Raw genomic sequence first — 13925 nt, 5'->3', positions numbered from 1 at the left:
TTCGCAGACGTCCCAGGAAAAGGAGTCGCAATGACGCGCACGCCGCAGGAGGTATTCGCCCACCACGGAAAGGCCCTGGCCGCTGGCGACCTCGACGAGATCGTCGCTGACTACGCCGACGATGCCGTGGTGATCACGTCCGCCGGTGTCGCGCGCGGCAAGCAAGGCGTCCGCGAGGCCTTCGCCAAACTGCTCGACGAACTGCCCGATGCGGCGTGGGACCTGAAGACCCAGATCTTCGACGGCGACGTGCTGTTCCTCGAGTGGGCCGCCGATTCGGCGGTCAACCGGGTCGACGACGGCGTGGACACCTTCGTGTTCCGCGACGGGATGATCCGAGCGCAGACACTCCACCACGCCCCGCAGCCCAAGGGATGAGCGTGGACCTGAAGGCCGTCGCGGACTGGATGTCGAAGCGGGGGCTGGGCGAGGGCCCGCTGCAGGATGTTTCTGACGTCACCGGTGGAACGCAGAACGTGATGCTGCGGTTCACCCGGTCCGGGCGACCCTACGTGCTGCGGCGCGGGCCGCGGCACCTGCGCGCGCGCAGCAACAGCGTGATCCTGCGCGAAACCAAAGTCCTTGCGGCACTTGCCGGTTCCGACGTGCCGCACCCGCACCTGATCGCCACCTGCGACGACCCCAGCGTGCTCGGCGACGCCGTCTTCTACCTGATGGAGCCCGTCGACGGATTCAACGCCGGGGAGGGGCTGCCGCCCTTGCATGCGGGTGATCCAAGCATTCGGTTCCAAATGGGGCTGTCGATGGCCGACGCACTGGCGAAGCTGGGCGCCGTCGATCACGTCGCCGTCGGCCTCGCCGATTTCGGCAAACCGGAAGGCTTCTTGGAACGCCAGGTCCCCCGCTGGCTTTCGGAGCTCGAGTCCTACAACGAGTACGAGGGCTACCCCGGGCCGCAGATCCCCGGTGTCGATGAGGTCGCGGCGTGGCTGGAGCGCCGCCGACCGAGCGTCTGGACGCCGGGCATCATGCACGGCGACTACCACGCTGCCAACGTGATGTTCTCCCGCACCGGGCCCGAGGTGGTTGCCATCGTCGACTGGGAGATGTGCACGATCGGAGACCCGTTGCTGGATCTGGGCTGGCTCCTTGCGACCTGGCGCCAGCCCGACGGGTCCAGCGTGTTCAGCCACGCCCTCGGCGGGCAGGACGGCCTGGCGAGCACCGACGACCTGTTCCGGCGATACGCCGCCAACACCACGCGCGACCTATCGCACCTCACCTGGTACACGGTGCTGGCCTGTTTCAAGCTCGGCATCGTGATCGAGGGGACCCTGGCCAGGGCGTGCGCCGGCAAGGCCGAAAGGGAAGTCGGCGACCAACTCCACGCGGCCACCGTGCACCTGTTCGAACGAGCACTCACGCTTATCGACAACGAGGCGTGACCTACTAACATCTCCCTTCGTGCCGCCTTCCCCCGAGAACCCCGATTTCTACTCCGAGCCCACCCGGGCCGCAGGATATGGCGATCCCACCGCGTACGGTGACGCCGCAGGGTATGGCGACTACGGGTACGGCTACGAGCCCGCGCCCGAGCCGCCGGAGCCCCCGACCCCGTGGTACCGCCGGCCCGCCGCACTGGTCGCGGCCGGCGCGCTCGGGGTGATTCTGCTCGCGCTCGCGGCGTACGCGGTCTTCAAGCTCGTGAGCGGTTCGCCGGCGCCCAGCCCGACGACGACCACCACGCCCATTCCGTCAACCACCGCGGTGACCACCACGACGACGACTGCTGCCGAGCCCCCGCGCCATCACGGAGGCGGCGGGCCGACTCAGACGGTCACCGAAACGGCCCCACCGCCGTCCACGGACACCGGCACCCCGTCCACCGATACTCCGACGACGACGGTTCCGCCGGAGACGAGCACCGTCACCCTGTCACCCAGCACCGAAACCAGCACGGTCACCCAAACGGTGACCGAGCCACCACGCCGCGGGCCGTTCGGTGGACCGTTCGGAGGCCGCTAGCGCTCGCCGACCGAAAAGACATGACGCCGCTGAGCCGACGGGACTGAATACCGCTAGATTTAGCCACCATGACCGGGCCCGCGAGGATCAACTCCACGCGGACCCCGCCGTACGGATGGCTCACTATCGCCGTGTTGTTGATCGGGGCGTTGGTGTTGTGGTTGGTGTATTTGCAGTTTCGGGGGGAATTCACGGAGAAGACGCCGGTGACGATGTTGTCGTCGCGGGCGGGTTTGGTGATGGATCCCGGGGCGAAGGTCACCTATAACGGCGTGCAGATCGGGCGAGTGGCCAGCATCGCCGAGGTGCAGCAGGACGGCAAGCCGGCGGCGAAGTTCGTGTTGGACATCTATCCGCGGTATCTGCATTTGATTCCGGCGAATGTGAATGCCGATATCAGGGCGACCACGGTGTTCGGCCAAAAGTACGTCTCGTTCACCACGCCCGCCAACCCGTCGTCGCAACGGATCAGCGCGCATGCGGTGATTGATGCGCGCTCGGTGACCACCGAGAGCAATACGTTGTTTCAGACCATCACCTCGGTGGCCCAGAAGGTGGATCCGGTCAAGCTGAATCTGACGTTGAGTGCGGCGGCGCAGTCGTTGGCGGGGTTGGGGGATCGGTTTGGGCAGTCGATCGTCAACGCCAACGCGATCCTCGATGATGTCAATCCGCAGATGCCCCAGGCGCGTCATGACATTCAGCAGTTGGCGGGGTTGGGCGACACCTATGCCAATGCGGCGCCGGATTTGATTGATTTCCTCAACCATGCGGTGGTGACGTCGCGTTCGATCAATGCTCAGCAGAAGGATCTGGATCAGGCGTTGCTCTCGGCGGCGGGGTTCGGGAACACCGGGGCCGATATCTTCCAGCGGGGTGGACCGTATCTGGCGCGCGGCGCCGAAGATCTGGTGCCCACCGCCCAGCTGCTGGACACCTACAGCCCCGAAATCTATTGCTTGATCCACAACAACTACGAGATCGAGCCGGTCATCCGCGCATCCCAGGGCGGCTACAACGGCCACTCCATCGACATGGAGATCGAAGCGACGTCCGGGTTGAGCGCACTTCTCAACCCACTCTCGGCGCCGGTCCTGATTGCCTCGCTGGTTGGCGGGCTGGCCGGCCTGGTCGGCGGCGCGCCGAACCCCTACACCTGGCCGGAGAATCTGCCGCGGGTGAACGCGCGCGGTGGGCCGGGGGGTGCGCCCGGCTGTTGGCAGAAGATCACCCGCCACTTGTGGCCCGCGCCCGAATTGGTGATGGACACCGGCAACAGCATCGCGCCCTACAACCACATCGATACCGGTTCGCCCTATGCGATGGAGTACGTGTGGGGCCGTCAGGTCGGCGACAACACGATCAACCCGTAAGCCCCGGTTAGCAGCGAACCGCGCGCGATGAGTTTGGGCGCACTGCCGGGTCGGTCCCTTAGAGAACTAATCGAAGGGAGTTGTGTCCATGTCGATCGAGCATGTCTTGGCTGTTGTTCCAGTAACCGACTTGGAGAGGAGTCGACGCTGGTACGAATCACTATTTGGACGACAGCCCGATAACAATCCAATGCCGAATCTCGTTGAGTGGCAAGTAGTTCCGGGTGGATGGGTACAGGTGTTCATCGACGAGCAACGTGCCGGCTCGACCTTGGTCAACTTCGCTGTCGAGGATCTGGAAGCCCATATCGATGCGTTGAAACAGCGGGGTCACGAGCCGGGTGAAATCGTCGACGCCAATAAGGGGGTGCGGTTGTCAACGATCACCGACCCTGATTCGAACACGATCCGGCTTATCGGCGGCTTCCGAGTCCGATATTGACGCGCCTGCGTAGGTGGTTCGGAGCGCGCCCGAAGGGATTCGAACCCCCAACCTTCTGATCCGTAGTCAGATGCTCTATCCGTTGAGCTACGGGCGCCTGTCTTCAGTTGTCTTGCCAAAACTACTCAGCGGAGGCGAGAGGATTTGAACCTCCGGTCCCCTTGAAGGGGGACAACTCATTAGCAGTGAGCCCCATTCGGCCGCTCTGGCACGCCTCCATTGGACTTTCTGAGGTTACCCGACCCCTTCCCGGTGTCCCGGAACCGCCGGAGGCATAGCGTACACAGCGCCGACATATGCTGTCGAAGTGACTGCCCGCCTACGGCCGGAGCTGGCCGGGCTGCCAGTTTATGTTCCTGGTAAGACGGTGCCGGGCGCCATCAAACTGGCCAGCAACGAAACCGTTTACGGCCCGCTGCCCAGCGTGCGCGCGGCCATCGAGCGAGCCACCGACATCGTCAACCGCTATCCCGACAACGGCTGCGTGCAGCTCAAGGCCGCGCTGGCCGCCCACCTGGGTTCGGATTTCGCGCCCGAACACGTCGCCGTCGGATGCGGTTCGGTCAGCCTGTGCCAGCAACTCGTTCAAATCACCGCCGCGGCCGGCGACGAAGTCATCTACGGGTGGCGCAGCTTCGAGCTGTACCCGCCACTGGTCCAGGTCTCCGGCGCGAGCGCCATCCAGGTGCCGTTGACCGACCACACCTTCGACCTCTACGCCATGCTCGCCGCGGTCACCGAACGCACCCGGCTGATCTTCGTGTGCAACCCCAACAATCCGACGTCCACCGTCGTCGACCCGGATGCTTTGGCGCGATTCATTCAGGCCGTCCCGCCGCACATCCTGATCGCCATCGACGAGGCCTACGTCGAGTACATCCGCGACGGCATGGCGCCGGAGAGCCTGGATCTGGTCCGGGCCCACAGCAATGTCGTTGTGCTGCGGACGTTTTCGAAGGCCTACGGGCTGGCGGGTTTGCGCATCGGCTACGCGGTCGGACACCCCGACCTGATCACCGCGCTCGACAAGGTCTACGTGCCGTTCACCGTGTCCAGCCTGGGGCAGGCCGCCGCCATCGCGTCGCTGGCCGCCACCGACGAGCTGTTGGCGCGCACCGACGCGCTGGTCGCCGAACGCACGCGCGTCGCCGCGGCCTTGCGCGACGCCGGCTTCGCGCTGCCGCCGACCCAGGCCAACTTCGTCTGGCTGCCGCTGGGGCCCCGCACGCTGGATTTCGTCAAGCAGGCCGCCGACGCGCGCATCGTGGTCCGCCCGTACGGGACCGATGGCGTCCGGGTCACCATCGGGGCGCCGGAGGAGAACGACGCGCTGCTGCGCTTCGCCCGCGAGTGGATCACCCAAACCGAACCGGAGGAGTGAGCAATGACGTTGGCCCGCAAGAGGTTCACCGAGTTCAAGGAGCGCGGCGATCAGATCGCCGATGCCGAGCTCGACGATTTCTGGGCGACCCTGGAGCCCGCGACGATCGACGGCATGATCGGCGAATGGAAGGGCGGCGAGTTCGTCACCGGCCACAAGATGAACGGCCAACTGGAGAAGGCCGGTTGGTTCGGGAAGACATTCACGTCGGCCAGCGACGTGCAGCCGCTGGTGTGCGTGGACGCCCACGGCAATAAGTTCTCGAACAAGGCGATGGGCAAGGGCGAGGCGAGCCTGTGGCTGGAGGACTTCCGCGGCGAGGTCACCGCGACGATGGTCTATGACGGCCAACCCGTGCACGACCACTTCAAGAAGATCGACGACGATGCCGTCATGGGAATCATGAACGGCAAGGGCGTGCTCGATGACGGCCGCTACTACTACTTCTACCTAGAGCGGGTGTAGGCCTTTCGCCCGAGCGTGCGTCTGGCCGCACGTTCGAGGCCGAGCGTGCGTCTGGCCGCACGTTCGAGGCCGAGCGTGCGTCTGGCCGCACGTTCGGCAGAGCGTGCTTAGCGGGCCGGGTTGCGGCCGGTGAAAGCGACCAGGCGTTCCAGGGCGCCGGCGTCTTCCGGCACGTCGACCGGGTCGTCGAATCCGGCGCTGCCGCGTAGCTCCGGCCTGATGGCGCGGCGCGCCAAACCCAGCACGTATTCGGCCAGCGGCTCGGGGGCGTCGACCGGATGGCCCATCGCGACGGCGTAATCCCAAGCGTGGACCAGGAATTCGAGCGACAGGATGGCGCACGCGCCTTTGGCCGGCATTTCGCCGTTGCCGAACGGCACGGTGCCCTCCAGACCGCGGCGATGCCAGGCATCGAGGGCGGGCCGGGCGGCGGCGACGATCTGGCGTTCCACCGAATCGCTTTCGTCGCGCTCCGGGATCTCCGCACCCACCATGCCGCCGAGGGCGGTGATCGAGTTCAGCAGGTGCCCGGTCAGCTGCGAGACGTCGTATTCGGTGCACGGCGTCTGCCGCGACACGTCCTCGGCGGAGATGGGGTGCAGAACTCGCCGCAGAACCGCGAGCGTGTCCTCGGCGCTGTGCAGCTCATCGGTGGGCGGAGAATGCGGGCCGGGTCGCAAATCACTGGGCATATTTGCCACGCTACGGTCTCGATATGGGCGAAACATACGAATCCGTCACCGTCGAGATCAAAGACCAGGTAGCGCAGGTGACGCTGATCGGACCGGGCAAGGGCAACGCGATGGGACCGGCCTTCTGGTCGGAGTTGCCCGAGCTGTTCCCGGAGCTCGACGCGGACCCCGAGGTGCGGGCCATCGTCATCACCGGATCCGGTAAGAATTTCAGCTACGGCCTCGACGTGCCCGCCATGGGCGGTTCGTTCACTCCGCTGCTGTCCGGCGACGCGCTGGCCGGCCCCCGAGCGGCCTTCCACCGCGAGATCAAGCGCATGCAGGGCGCGATCAGCGCGGTCGCCGACTGCCGCACCCCGACCATCGCATCGGTGCACGGATGGTGCATCGGCGGCGGCGTCGACCTCATCTCCGCCGTGGACGTCCGCTACGCGAGCGCCGACGCCAAGTTCTCCGTGCGGGAGGTCAAGCTGGCCATAGTGGCCGACGTCGGCAGCCTCGCCCGCCTGCCGCTGATCCTGAACGACGGACACCTGCGCGAACTCGCGCTGACCGGCAAGGACATCGACGCGGCCCGCGCGGAGAAGATCGGCCTGGTCAACGAGGTGTACGAGAACGCAGACGCCACTCTGGCGGCCGCGCACGCGACCGCGGCAGAGATCGCCGCCAACCCGCCGCTGACCGTGCACGGCATCAAGGACGTCCTGGACCAGCAACGCATCGCGGCGGTGTCGGAGAGCCTGCGCTACGTCGCCGCCTGGAACGCGGCTTTCCTGCCGTCGAAGGACCTGACCGAAGGGATCTCGGCGACGTTCGCCAAGCGTCCGCCGCAGTTCACCGGGGAGTAGCGCGGGGCTACCCTCGCTTGGGTGACTCCCGACGGCAGAATCCGCGTCCCCGCGGACCTGGACGCCGTGACCACGATCGGCGAGGAAGACCACTCCGGCGTCGACGATGCCGCCGTGGAACGGATCTGGCAGGCCGCGCGCCACTGGTATCAGGCCGGCTTTCACCCCGCGATCCAGCTGTGCGTCCGGCATCGCGGTCGCGTCGTCCTCAACCGCGCGATCGGGCACGGCTGGGGCAACGCTCCCACCGACCCGCCCGACGGCGAGAAGATCGCCGTCACGACGGGCACGCCGTTCTGCGTGTACTCGGCGGCCAAGGGCATCACCGCAACCGTGGTGCACATGCTCGTCGAGCAGGGCCACTTCTCGCTCGACGACCTCGTCTGCAAGTACCTACCCAGCTACACCAGCCACGGCAAGCACCGCACCACGATCCGGCACGTGCTGACCCACAGCGCGGGTGTCCCGTTCCCTACCGGGCCCCGCCCGGACCTGCGCCGCACCGACGACCACGAGTACACGCAGGAGCAGCTCGCCAAGCTCAGGCCGCTGTACCGGCCGGGACTGGTGCACATCTACCACGCGCTGACGTGGGGCCCGCTGATGCGCGAGATCGTCTACGCCGCCACCGGCAAGGACATCCGCGAAATCCTGGCCGCCGAAATTCTCGATCCGCTGGGCTTCCGGTGGACCAACTTCGGCGTCGCCAAGCAGGACGTTCCCTTGGTCGCGCCCAGCCACGCCACCGGCAAGCCGCTGCCGCCGCCGGTCGCGGCGATCTTTCGCAAGGCGATCGGCGGAAGCGTGCACGAGATCATTCCGTACACGAACACCCCCGCGTTCCTGACCACCGTCGTCCCGTCCTCCAACACCGTCTCGACCGCCAACGAGTTGTCGCGCTTCGCCGAGATTTGGCGTCGCGGCGGTGAACTCGACGGCGTGCGGATCATCAGCCCGGAGCGGATGTACGCCGCGGTGCAGGAGTGCCGCCGGCTGCGGCCGGATTTCGCCGTCGGGCTGCACCCGGCCCGTTGGGGCACCGGATACATGCTGGGCACCAACAGGTTTGGGCCGTTCGGTCGCAATGCGCCCGCCGCGTTCGGAAACCTCGGCCTGGCCAACATCGCCATCTGGGCCGACCCGCAACGCGCGCTTGCCGCCGGCGTGATCAGCAGCGGCAAGCCGGGCCGCGATCCCGAAGTTCGGCGCTACACCGCGCTGATGGACACCATCGCCGCCGAAATCCCGACCGGTTAGGCCCACGCCGCGGTGGGAACACTGCGGAACATGGCTACTTACCGCGTGCTGAACCCGACCGGAGAAGTCGTCGCGACGAAGGACATCGAAAGCGCCGGCGACGCGCATGCATGGTTCGTCGACGCCAAGGCCGACAACTCAGAACTTGGCTGGCGAATGGAAGTCGAGCACGACGGCGATTGGCATTTCTTCGACGACTCCGAGGGCGAGGAGAGCTGACCGGTATGCATTCCGACCGCTTCCGACAGCTATTGGACAGTCCGGGGCCGTTCGCGTCCGTTTACTTCGACGATTCGCACGACACCCACGACGCCGAGGCTCAGCTCGAGCTGAAGTGGCGCGCACTGCGCGAACAGCTCGAGCAGCAGGACGCCGACGCCTCGGTCACCGAGCAGATCGGACAGGCGGTGATGGACCTGCGCGCGCCGATCGGCCGCAGCGGCCGCGCGGTGGTTGCCGCCGCCACCGGCGTCGTGCTCAACGAGCACCTGGTGCGTCCGACCGCCGAAACCGTCGTGCGCGTCTCCGAGTTGCCCTACATCGTTCCGATCGTCGAACTCGGCTACGACGACCCGGACTACCTGTTGGTTGTCGTCGATCACGCCGGCGCGGACATCACCACCCACATCGACGGGACCCTGCGCTCCGAAACCGTCGACGGCGGTGGCTATCCCGTGCACAAAGCCGACAGCGCCGAAACGTCGGGCTACGGCGATCCGCAATTGCGCAGCGACGAAGCCGCCCGCAAGAACGTGCGGGCCATCGCCGATCGGGTCAGCGAGATCGTCGACCACACCGGCGTCGACGCGATCTTCGTGGTGGGTGAGGTGCGGTCGCGCTCGGATCTGGTGGCGGCGCTGCCGGAGCGAATGCGGGCGACGCCGCTGCAGGTCGGCGCGCGCCACAGCGGCCACGACTACGGCGAGATCCAGCGGGCGATCGAAACCGAATTCGCCAAGCGGCACTTGAGCGTGATCGACGATGCCGCACAGCGTTTCACCGCCGAGGTGGGCCGGCAATCGGGGCTGGCCGCGGAGGGGCTGGGAGCCGTGTGCTCGGCGCTGCGTCAGGGAGCGGTCGACACCATGATCATCGGCGACATCGACGACGCCACCGTGGTCGCCGATGAAGCGCTGACTGCCGTCGCCCCGAACGCCGACGTGCTGTCCGAGCAGGGCGCCGCCCCCGCGAAGACGCTGCGGGCCGACGAGGCGCTGCCGCTGCTGGCGATTTCCGTTGGGGCGTCGCTGGTTCGCACCGACGAGCGCATCGCCCCGGCCGACGGCATCGGCGCGGTGCTGCGCTACGCGCCGACACTGCACGAATCCACCCGCTGACCCGCGGTGGCGGAGGGATTTGAACCCCCGGACGGTGTTAGCCGTCTCTCGCTTTCAAGGCGAGTGCATTAGGCCGCTCTGCCACGCCACCGCTGATAAGGGTAGCCGGGGTCGGTAGCGTGGCCCGCATGCGCGCAATCGTCGCTGAATCCGCCGACAAACTGCAGTGGCAAGAAGTGCCGGACGTCTCCGCGGGCCCCGGCGAGGTATTGGTCAAGGTCACCGCGGCCGGCGTCAACCGCGCCGACGTGCTGCAGGCCGCGGGGAAGTATCCGCCGCCGCCCGGGGCCAGCGAGATCATCGGCATGGAGGTGTCCGGCGCCATCTCGGACGTCGGGGCCGACGTCACGGAATGGTCTGTCGGACAAGAGGTTTGCGCATTGCTTGCCGGCGGCGGCTACGCCGAATACGTCGCCGTTCCGGCCGGCCAGGTGATGCCGATCCCGAAGGGCGTCGACCGGGTGGATGCCGCCGGGCTGCCCGAGGTGGCGTGCACGGTGTGGTCCAACCTGGTGATGATCGCTCACCTGGGTGAGGGCCAGCTGCTGCTGATGCACGGCGGGGCCAGCGGCATCGGAACGCACGCGATTCAGGTCGCGCGGGCGCTGGGCGCGCGGGTGGCCGTCACCGCCGGGTCGGCGGAGAAGCTGGATTTCTGTCGCGGCCTGGGCGCCGAGATCACCATCAACTACCGCGACGAGGACTTCGTGGCGCGGCTACGCGAGGAGACCGACGGCGCCGACGTGATCTTCGACATCATGGGCGCCGCCTACCTGGACCGCAATATCGACGCCCTGGCCACCGACGGACAGCTCGTCATCATAGGCATGCAGGGCGGGGTGAAGGGCGAGCTCAACATCGGCAAGCTCCTGATGAAGCGGGCCCGGGTCATCGGCACCACGCTGCGGGCCCGCCCGGTAAGCGGCCCGAGCAGCAAGACCGAGATCGTGCAGGCGGTGACGGCATCGGTGTGGCCGATGATCGCCGAGGGCCGGGTCCGGCCGATCATCGGCGCGCGCATGCCCATCGAGCGGGCCGCTGACGCGCACCAAGAGCTGGCATCGAGCAACGTGACCGGAAAGATCGTGCTGACGGTCTGAATCGGGTGTGCGCCCAGGGCTTCCGCTGTGCAAGATGGGCGCCGTCACTGCACACTCGGCGCAAAGGCGGGGCCTAACCCTCAGCCCAGCGACGCCAGGGCCCGCACCAGCTGGTCGACCTCCGCCATCGTCGAGTAGTGCGCCAGCCCAACGGTCACGGCGCCGCCGACCTCGTTGGCGCCCAGCGCTTCGAGCACGCGCGAACTCTCGTTGGACACCGCGAGAATTCCGTTGTCCGCCAAGCGCTGCACCACTCGCTCGGCGGGCACGCCCTGCAGCGCGAAGCTGACCACCGGTATCCGCGACTCCGGCCGGCCGATCAGCATCATCAACGGCAAGGACCGCAGCGACACCATCAGGTAGTCGAAGATGCGATTCAGATACGAAGTTGCCGACTGCATCGACAGCGACAGGCGCTCGCGCCGGGTGCCGCGAGCCGACTCGTCCAGCGCCGCGAGGTACTCGATGCTCGCGACGACGCCGCCCAGCAGACCGAACTGGTGCGCGCCGACCTCGAGCCGCGCCGGGCCGGTGGCGTGCGGGTCGGTCGAGACCGAGCCGAAGGTGTGGATAAGCGCCGGATCGCGGAACACGAGCGCCCCGATCGGCGGCCCGCCCCAGCCGACGGCGTTGACCGCCACCACGTCGGCCTCGGTTTCCCTGACGTCGAGCAGCCGGTAGGGCGCGGCGGCGGAATGGTCGAGCACCACCAGCCCGCCGACGTCGTGGATCAGCTTGGTCATCGCCCGCAGATCGGTGACCGTGCCCAGCGTTCCCGATGCCGAGGTGACGGCGACCAGCCTGGTGGCCTTGCCGATCAGGCCCTCCCACTGCCACGTCGGCAGCTCACCGGTCTCGATGTCGACCTCGGCCCACTTCACCTTGGCGCCGTAGCGGTGCGCCGCGCGCAGCCACGGGGCGATGTTGGCTTCGTCGTCGAGGCGGCTGACGATCACCTCGTAGCCCAGCCCCGCCCGCGACGACGACGCTTCGGCCAGCGAGGACAACAGGATCGCGCGATCGGCACCCAGGACCACGCCCGCCGGGTCGGCGTTGAGCAGATCGGCCACCGCGGAGCGGGCGGCCTCCAGCACGGCGGCGCTGCGCTGCGCCGAGGGATGCGCACCCACTGTGCTGGCGGCGGACCTGCGGAAGGCGGTCGAAACGGTCGTCGCGACGGAGTCGGGAATCAGCATTCCGGCCGGCGCGTCGAAGTGCACCCATCCGTCACCCAGCGACGGATGTAGTCCGCGCACCCGGGCGACGTCGTAAGCCATGCCAGCCACCTTAGAGCTTCCGCATTTCCGCGAAATTGTGACGGTAGCGGGTGGCCGAGAGGCGTTCCAGCCGAACGGAGGCTTGGCGAGCCAGGTCACCCGGGCAGCCATACTAGTCGAGTGGGGCTCTGGATCGGAACGCTGCTCGCACTGTTCTTGCTGATCACGCCCGGGACGATCGTCGCACGCATCACTCAGCTAACTTGGCCGGTCGCTATCGCGGTGGGTCCGGCACTGACATACGGCGTTGTCGCGCTGGCGATAATCCCCCTCGGCGCGCTCGGAATCCCTTGGAACGGTTGGACTGCGCTCGCCGCGCTGGTTGTCGTCTGCCTCGTGATGACGGGTTTGCAGCTGCTACTCGCCCGCTACCGCGACACCGAGGCCGAGGCGCGTGGCATCGGCGGCTGGCCGGCGTTGACGGTGGCGGCCGGGGTGCTGCTGGGCGCCCTGTTGATCATGTGGGCGGCCCACCGCGGCCTGGCCGCACACTGGCAGACCATCCCCAGCACCTGGGACGCCGTCTGGCATGCCAACGAGGTGCGCTACATGCTCGACACCGGCCAGGCGTCGTCCACCCATATGGGCGAGCTGCGCAACGTCGAGACACACCAGGCGCTGTACTACCCGTCGGTGTTCCACGCCCTGACCGCGGTGTTCTGCCAGCTCACCGGCGCGGCACCGACCACCGGCTACACCCTGAACTCGGTGGCGGCCTCGGTCTGGCTGTTTCCGACCAGCGCGGCGATGCTGACCTGGCATCTGCTTCGGCCGCGCACCACCATCTGGCGCACCGCGGGGGTTTCGGCGACGGCGGCCGCGTTGTCGGCGTCGTTTACCTCGGTGCCCTACGTCGAGTTCGGTGTCGCGGCGATGCCCAACCTGGCCGCGTACGGGGTCGCGATCCCGACGTTCGTCCTGATCACCTCGACGCTGCGGCATCGCGACCGCATCCCGACGGCGGTGCTGGCGCTGGTGGGTGTGCTGTCGGTGCATCTGACGGGCGGGTTCATCGTCATCCTGTTCCTCCTGGCGTGGTGGCTGCTGGACATCTGGTGGCATCCGGTGCGCGGCCGGCTCGCCGACGTGCTGACCCTGGCCGCCGTGGCGGTGCCGACCGCGGCGATCCTGGCGCCGCAGTTCATCGGCGTGCTCCGGCAGGCCGACATCATCGCCGGGCACGCATTCCCCAGCTTCAAGAGCGCGAAGCAGGGCGTCATCGACGCGCTGCTCCTGCACACCCGTCACCTCAACGACTTCCCGACCCAATACGGCCTGATCGTGCTCATGTACGCCGGCCTGGCGATCCTGCTGTACAAGAAAATCTGGTGGCCGCCGGTGGTTTGGCTGGTGCTCACCGTCGCGACGATCTACTCGGGGGCACCGTTTCACAACGCGGCGGGCGCCGCCATCGAAGCGTTCAGCCAGTTCTTTTACAACGATCCGCGACGGCTCACGGCCGTGGTGACCATGCTGGCGACGCCGATGGCGGCCATCGCCTTGTTCGCCGCGGTCGCGCTGGTGGTCGCGGGCGCGAAACGGGTCACCTGGCGGTTCAAACCGCAGCCCGCGCCGGTCTGGGTCGCGGCCACCGCGGTGCTGCTGGTGCTGTCGACCGTGGTCATCGCGCGGCACTACTTCTATCGGCACCTGGTGCTGTTCGGCGACAAATACGACTCGGTGATGATCGACCAGCGCGACCTGATGGCGATGGCCTACCTGGCCAACGAGCCGGGCGCCCGCGACACCGTGATCGGTGACTCGAAC

At 67.4% G+C, this 13925-nt stretch carries 15 protein-coding genes and 3 tRNA genes; 13 read left to right on the top strand and 5 right to left on the bottom strand.

Annotated elements, in window-relative coordinates:
• The first annotated feature begins 30 nt into the window (after positions 1 to 30).
• From A5744_RS18305 to A5744_RS18285, 5 genes are all read left to right on the top strand, one after another.
• Entirely contained in the window at positions 31 to 378 is a 348-nt protein-coding gene (locus tag A5744_RS18305; RefSeq protein ID WP_076063423.1) for a nuclear transport factor 2 family protein, read from the top strand.
• Positions 375 to 1406 (top strand): phosphotransferase family protein, encoded by a 1032-nt coding sequence (locus tag A5744_RS18300; protein ID WP_076063421.1) that lies wholly within the window; start codon positions 375 to 377, stop codon positions 1404 to 1406. Before A5744_RS18305 ends, A5744_RS18300 begins: the two co-directional genes overlap by 4 nt.
• A gap of 19 nt (positions 1407 to 1425) precedes the next feature.
• On the top strand, positions 1426 to 1986 hold the full coding sequence (locus A5744_RS18295; protein WP_076063418.1) for a hypothetical protein: 561 nt from the start codon (positions 1426 to 1428) through the stop codon (positions 1984 to 1986).
• 68 nt (positions 1987 to 2054) lie between these two features.
• Positions 2055 to 3359: an MCE family protein gene (locus A5744_RS18290; protein WP_076063417.1), complete on the top strand. Its 1305-nt coding sequence runs from the start codon at positions 2055 to 2057 to the stop codon at positions 3357 to 3359.
• Between the two features lie 88 nt (positions 3360 to 3447).
• Positions 3448 to 3801 (top strand): VOC family protein, encoded by a 354-nt coding sequence (locus tag A5744_RS18285; protein WP_076063415.1) that lies wholly within the window; start codon positions 3448 to 3450, stop codon positions 3799 to 3801.
• A 24-nt stretch (positions 3802 to 3825) separates the two neighbouring features.
• Here A5744_RS18285 and A5744_RS18280 read toward each other — a convergent pair.
• Together A5744_RS18280 and A5744_RS18275 are read right to left on the bottom strand one after the other, a co-directional pair.
• Positions 3826 to 3898 (bottom strand) — tRNA-Arg (locus A5744_RS18280).
• 32 nt (positions 3899 to 3930) lie between these two features.
• Positions 3931 to 4019 (bottom strand) — tRNA-Ser (locus tag A5744_RS18275).
• An 89-nt stretch (positions 4020 to 4108) separates the two neighbouring features.
• Here A5744_RS18275 and A5744_RS18270 point away from each other — a divergent pair.
• Positions 4109 to 5182: a pyridoxal phosphate-dependent aminotransferase gene (locus tag A5744_RS18270; protein ID WP_076063413.1), complete on the top strand. Its 1074-nt coding sequence runs from the start codon at positions 4109 to 4111 to the stop codon at positions 5180 to 5182.
• A 3-nt stretch (positions 5183 to 5185) separates the two neighbouring features.
• A complete protein-coding gene (locus tag A5744_RS18265; protein ID WP_076063411.1) occupies positions 5186 to 5647 on the top strand; it encodes a DUF4334 domain-containing protein in 462 nt (153 codons plus the stop codon).
• Between the two features lie 107 nt (positions 5648 to 5754).
• On the opposite strand, the gene A5744_RS18260 is transcribed toward A5744_RS18265, so the two are convergent.
• The gene (locus A5744_RS18260; protein WP_170874529.1) at positions 5755 to 6339 is read right to left on the bottom strand and encodes a TIGR03086 family metal-binding protein; all 585 of its coding nucleotides are present in this window, start codon (positions 6337 to 6339) and stop codon (positions 5755 to 5757) included.
• Between the two features lie 23 nt (positions 6340 to 6362).
• Between A5744_RS18260 and A5744_RS18255 the strand changes: the two genes are divergently transcribed.
• From A5744_RS18255 to A5744_RS18240, 4 genes are read left to right on the top strand one after another with little or no spacing between them, the layout of a single operon-like run.
• Positions 6363 to 7187, top strand: coding sequence for a crotonase/enoyl-CoA hydratase family protein (locus tag A5744_RS18255; protein ID WP_076063408.1), 825 nt, complete (start codon positions 6363 to 6365; stop codon positions 7185 to 7187).
• Positions 7188 to 7208: 21 nt separating this feature from the next.
• Positions 7209 to 8444 (top strand): lipase LipE, encoded by a 1236-nt coding sequence (lipE, locus tag A5744_RS18250; RefSeq protein ID WP_076063406.1) that lies wholly within the window; start codon positions 7209 to 7211, stop codon positions 8442 to 8444.
• Positions 8445 to 8474: 30 nt separating this feature from the next.
• Positions 8475 to 8663, top strand: a complete 189-nt coding sequence (locus tag A5744_RS18245) for a hypothetical protein (RefSeq protein WP_076063472.1) — start codon at positions 8475 to 8477, stop codon at positions 8661 to 8663.
• A 5-nt stretch (positions 8664 to 8668) separates the two neighbouring features.
• The gene (locus A5744_RS18240) at positions 8669 to 9781 is read left to right on the top strand and encodes a hypothetical protein (RefSeq protein WP_076063404.1); all 1113 of its coding nucleotides are present in this window, start codon (positions 8669 to 8671) and stop codon (positions 9779 to 9781) included.
• A gap of 4 nt (positions 9782 to 9785) precedes the next feature.
• Here A5744_RS18240 and A5744_RS18235 read toward each other — a convergent pair.
• Positions 9786 to 9872 (bottom strand) — tRNA-Ser (locus A5744_RS18235).
• A 37-nt stretch (positions 9873 to 9909) separates the two neighbouring features.
• Between A5744_RS18235 and A5744_RS18230 the strand changes: the two genes are divergently transcribed.
• A complete protein-coding gene (locus A5744_RS18230; RefSeq protein WP_076063402.1) occupies positions 9910 to 10881 on the top strand; it encodes an NAD(P)H-quinone oxidoreductase in 972 nt (323 codons plus the stop codon).
• Positions 10882 to 10961: 80 nt separating this feature from the next.
• Here the strand turns inward: A5744_RS18230 and A5744_RS18225 are convergent, their stop codons facing one another.
• Entirely contained in the window at positions 10962 to 12158 is a 1197-nt protein-coding gene (locus A5744_RS18225) for a cysteine desulfurase-like protein (protein WP_076063401.1), read from the bottom strand.
• A gap of 120 nt (positions 12159 to 12278) precedes the next feature.
• Between A5744_RS18225 and A5744_RS18220 the strand changes: the two genes are divergently transcribed.
• The coding region (locus A5744_RS18220; RefSeq protein ID WP_076063399.1) for a DUF6541 family protein at positions 12279 to 13925 on the top strand (1647 nt) is incomplete at its 3' end.

This window comes from Mycobacterium sp. IS-1264 (assembly GCF_001954195.1).
Lineage (GTDB): Bacteria > Actinomycetota > Actinomycetes > Mycobacteriales > Mycobacteriaceae > Mycobacterium.
Note: the sequence above shows the minus strand (reverse complement) of the source record. Positions and strands in the feature narration are given on the sequence as shown.

What these genes read in the sequence shown, in the direction of transcription:
- A5744_RS18300 (WP_076063421.1), top strand. Translation starts at nt 375, where the DNA reads ATGAGCGTGGACCTGAAGGCCGTCGCGGACTGGATGTCGAAGCGGGGG.
- A5744_RS18225 (WP_076063401.1), bottom strand. Translation starts at nt 12,158, where the DNA reads ATGGCTTACGACGTCGCCCGGGTGCGCGGACTACATCCGTCGCTGGGT.
- A5744_RS18265 (WP_076063411.1), top strand. Translation starts at nt 5,186, where the DNA reads ATGACGTTGGCCCGCAAGAGGTTCACCGAGTTCAAGGAGCGCGGCGAT.
- A5744_RS18285 (WP_076063415.1), top strand. Translation starts at nt 3,448, where the DNA reads ATGTCGATCGAGCATGTCTTGGCTGTTGTTCCAGTAACCGACTTGGAG.
- A5744_RS18245 (WP_076063472.1), top strand. Translation starts at nt 8,475, where the DNA reads ATGGCTACTTACCGCGTGCTGAACCCGACCGGAGAAGTCGTCGCGACG.
- A5744_RS18240 (WP_076063404.1), top strand. Translation starts at nt 8,669, where the DNA reads ATGCATTCCGACCGCTTCCGACAGCTATTGGACAGTCCGGGGCCGTTC.
- A5744_RS18260 (WP_170874529.1), bottom strand. Translation starts at nt 6,339, where the DNA reads ATGCCCAGTGATTTGCGACCCGGCCCGCATTCTCCGCCCACCGATGAG.
- A5744_RS18255 (WP_076063408.1), top strand. Translation starts at nt 6,363, where the DNA reads ATGGGCGAAACATACGAATCCGTCACCGTCGAGATCAAAGACCAGGTA.
- A5744_RS18305 (WP_076063423.1), top strand. Translation starts at nt 31, where the DNA reads ATGACGCGCACGCCGCAGGAGGTATTCGCCCACCACGGAAAGGCCCTG.
- A5744_RS18290 (WP_076063417.1), top strand. Translation starts at nt 2,055, where the DNA reads ATGACCGGGCCCGCGAGGATCAACTCCACGCGGACCCCGCCGTACGGA.
- A5744_RS18230 (WP_076063402.1), top strand. Translation starts at nt 9,910, where the DNA reads ATGCGCGCAATCGTCGCTGAATCCGCCGACAAACTGCAGTGGCAAGAA.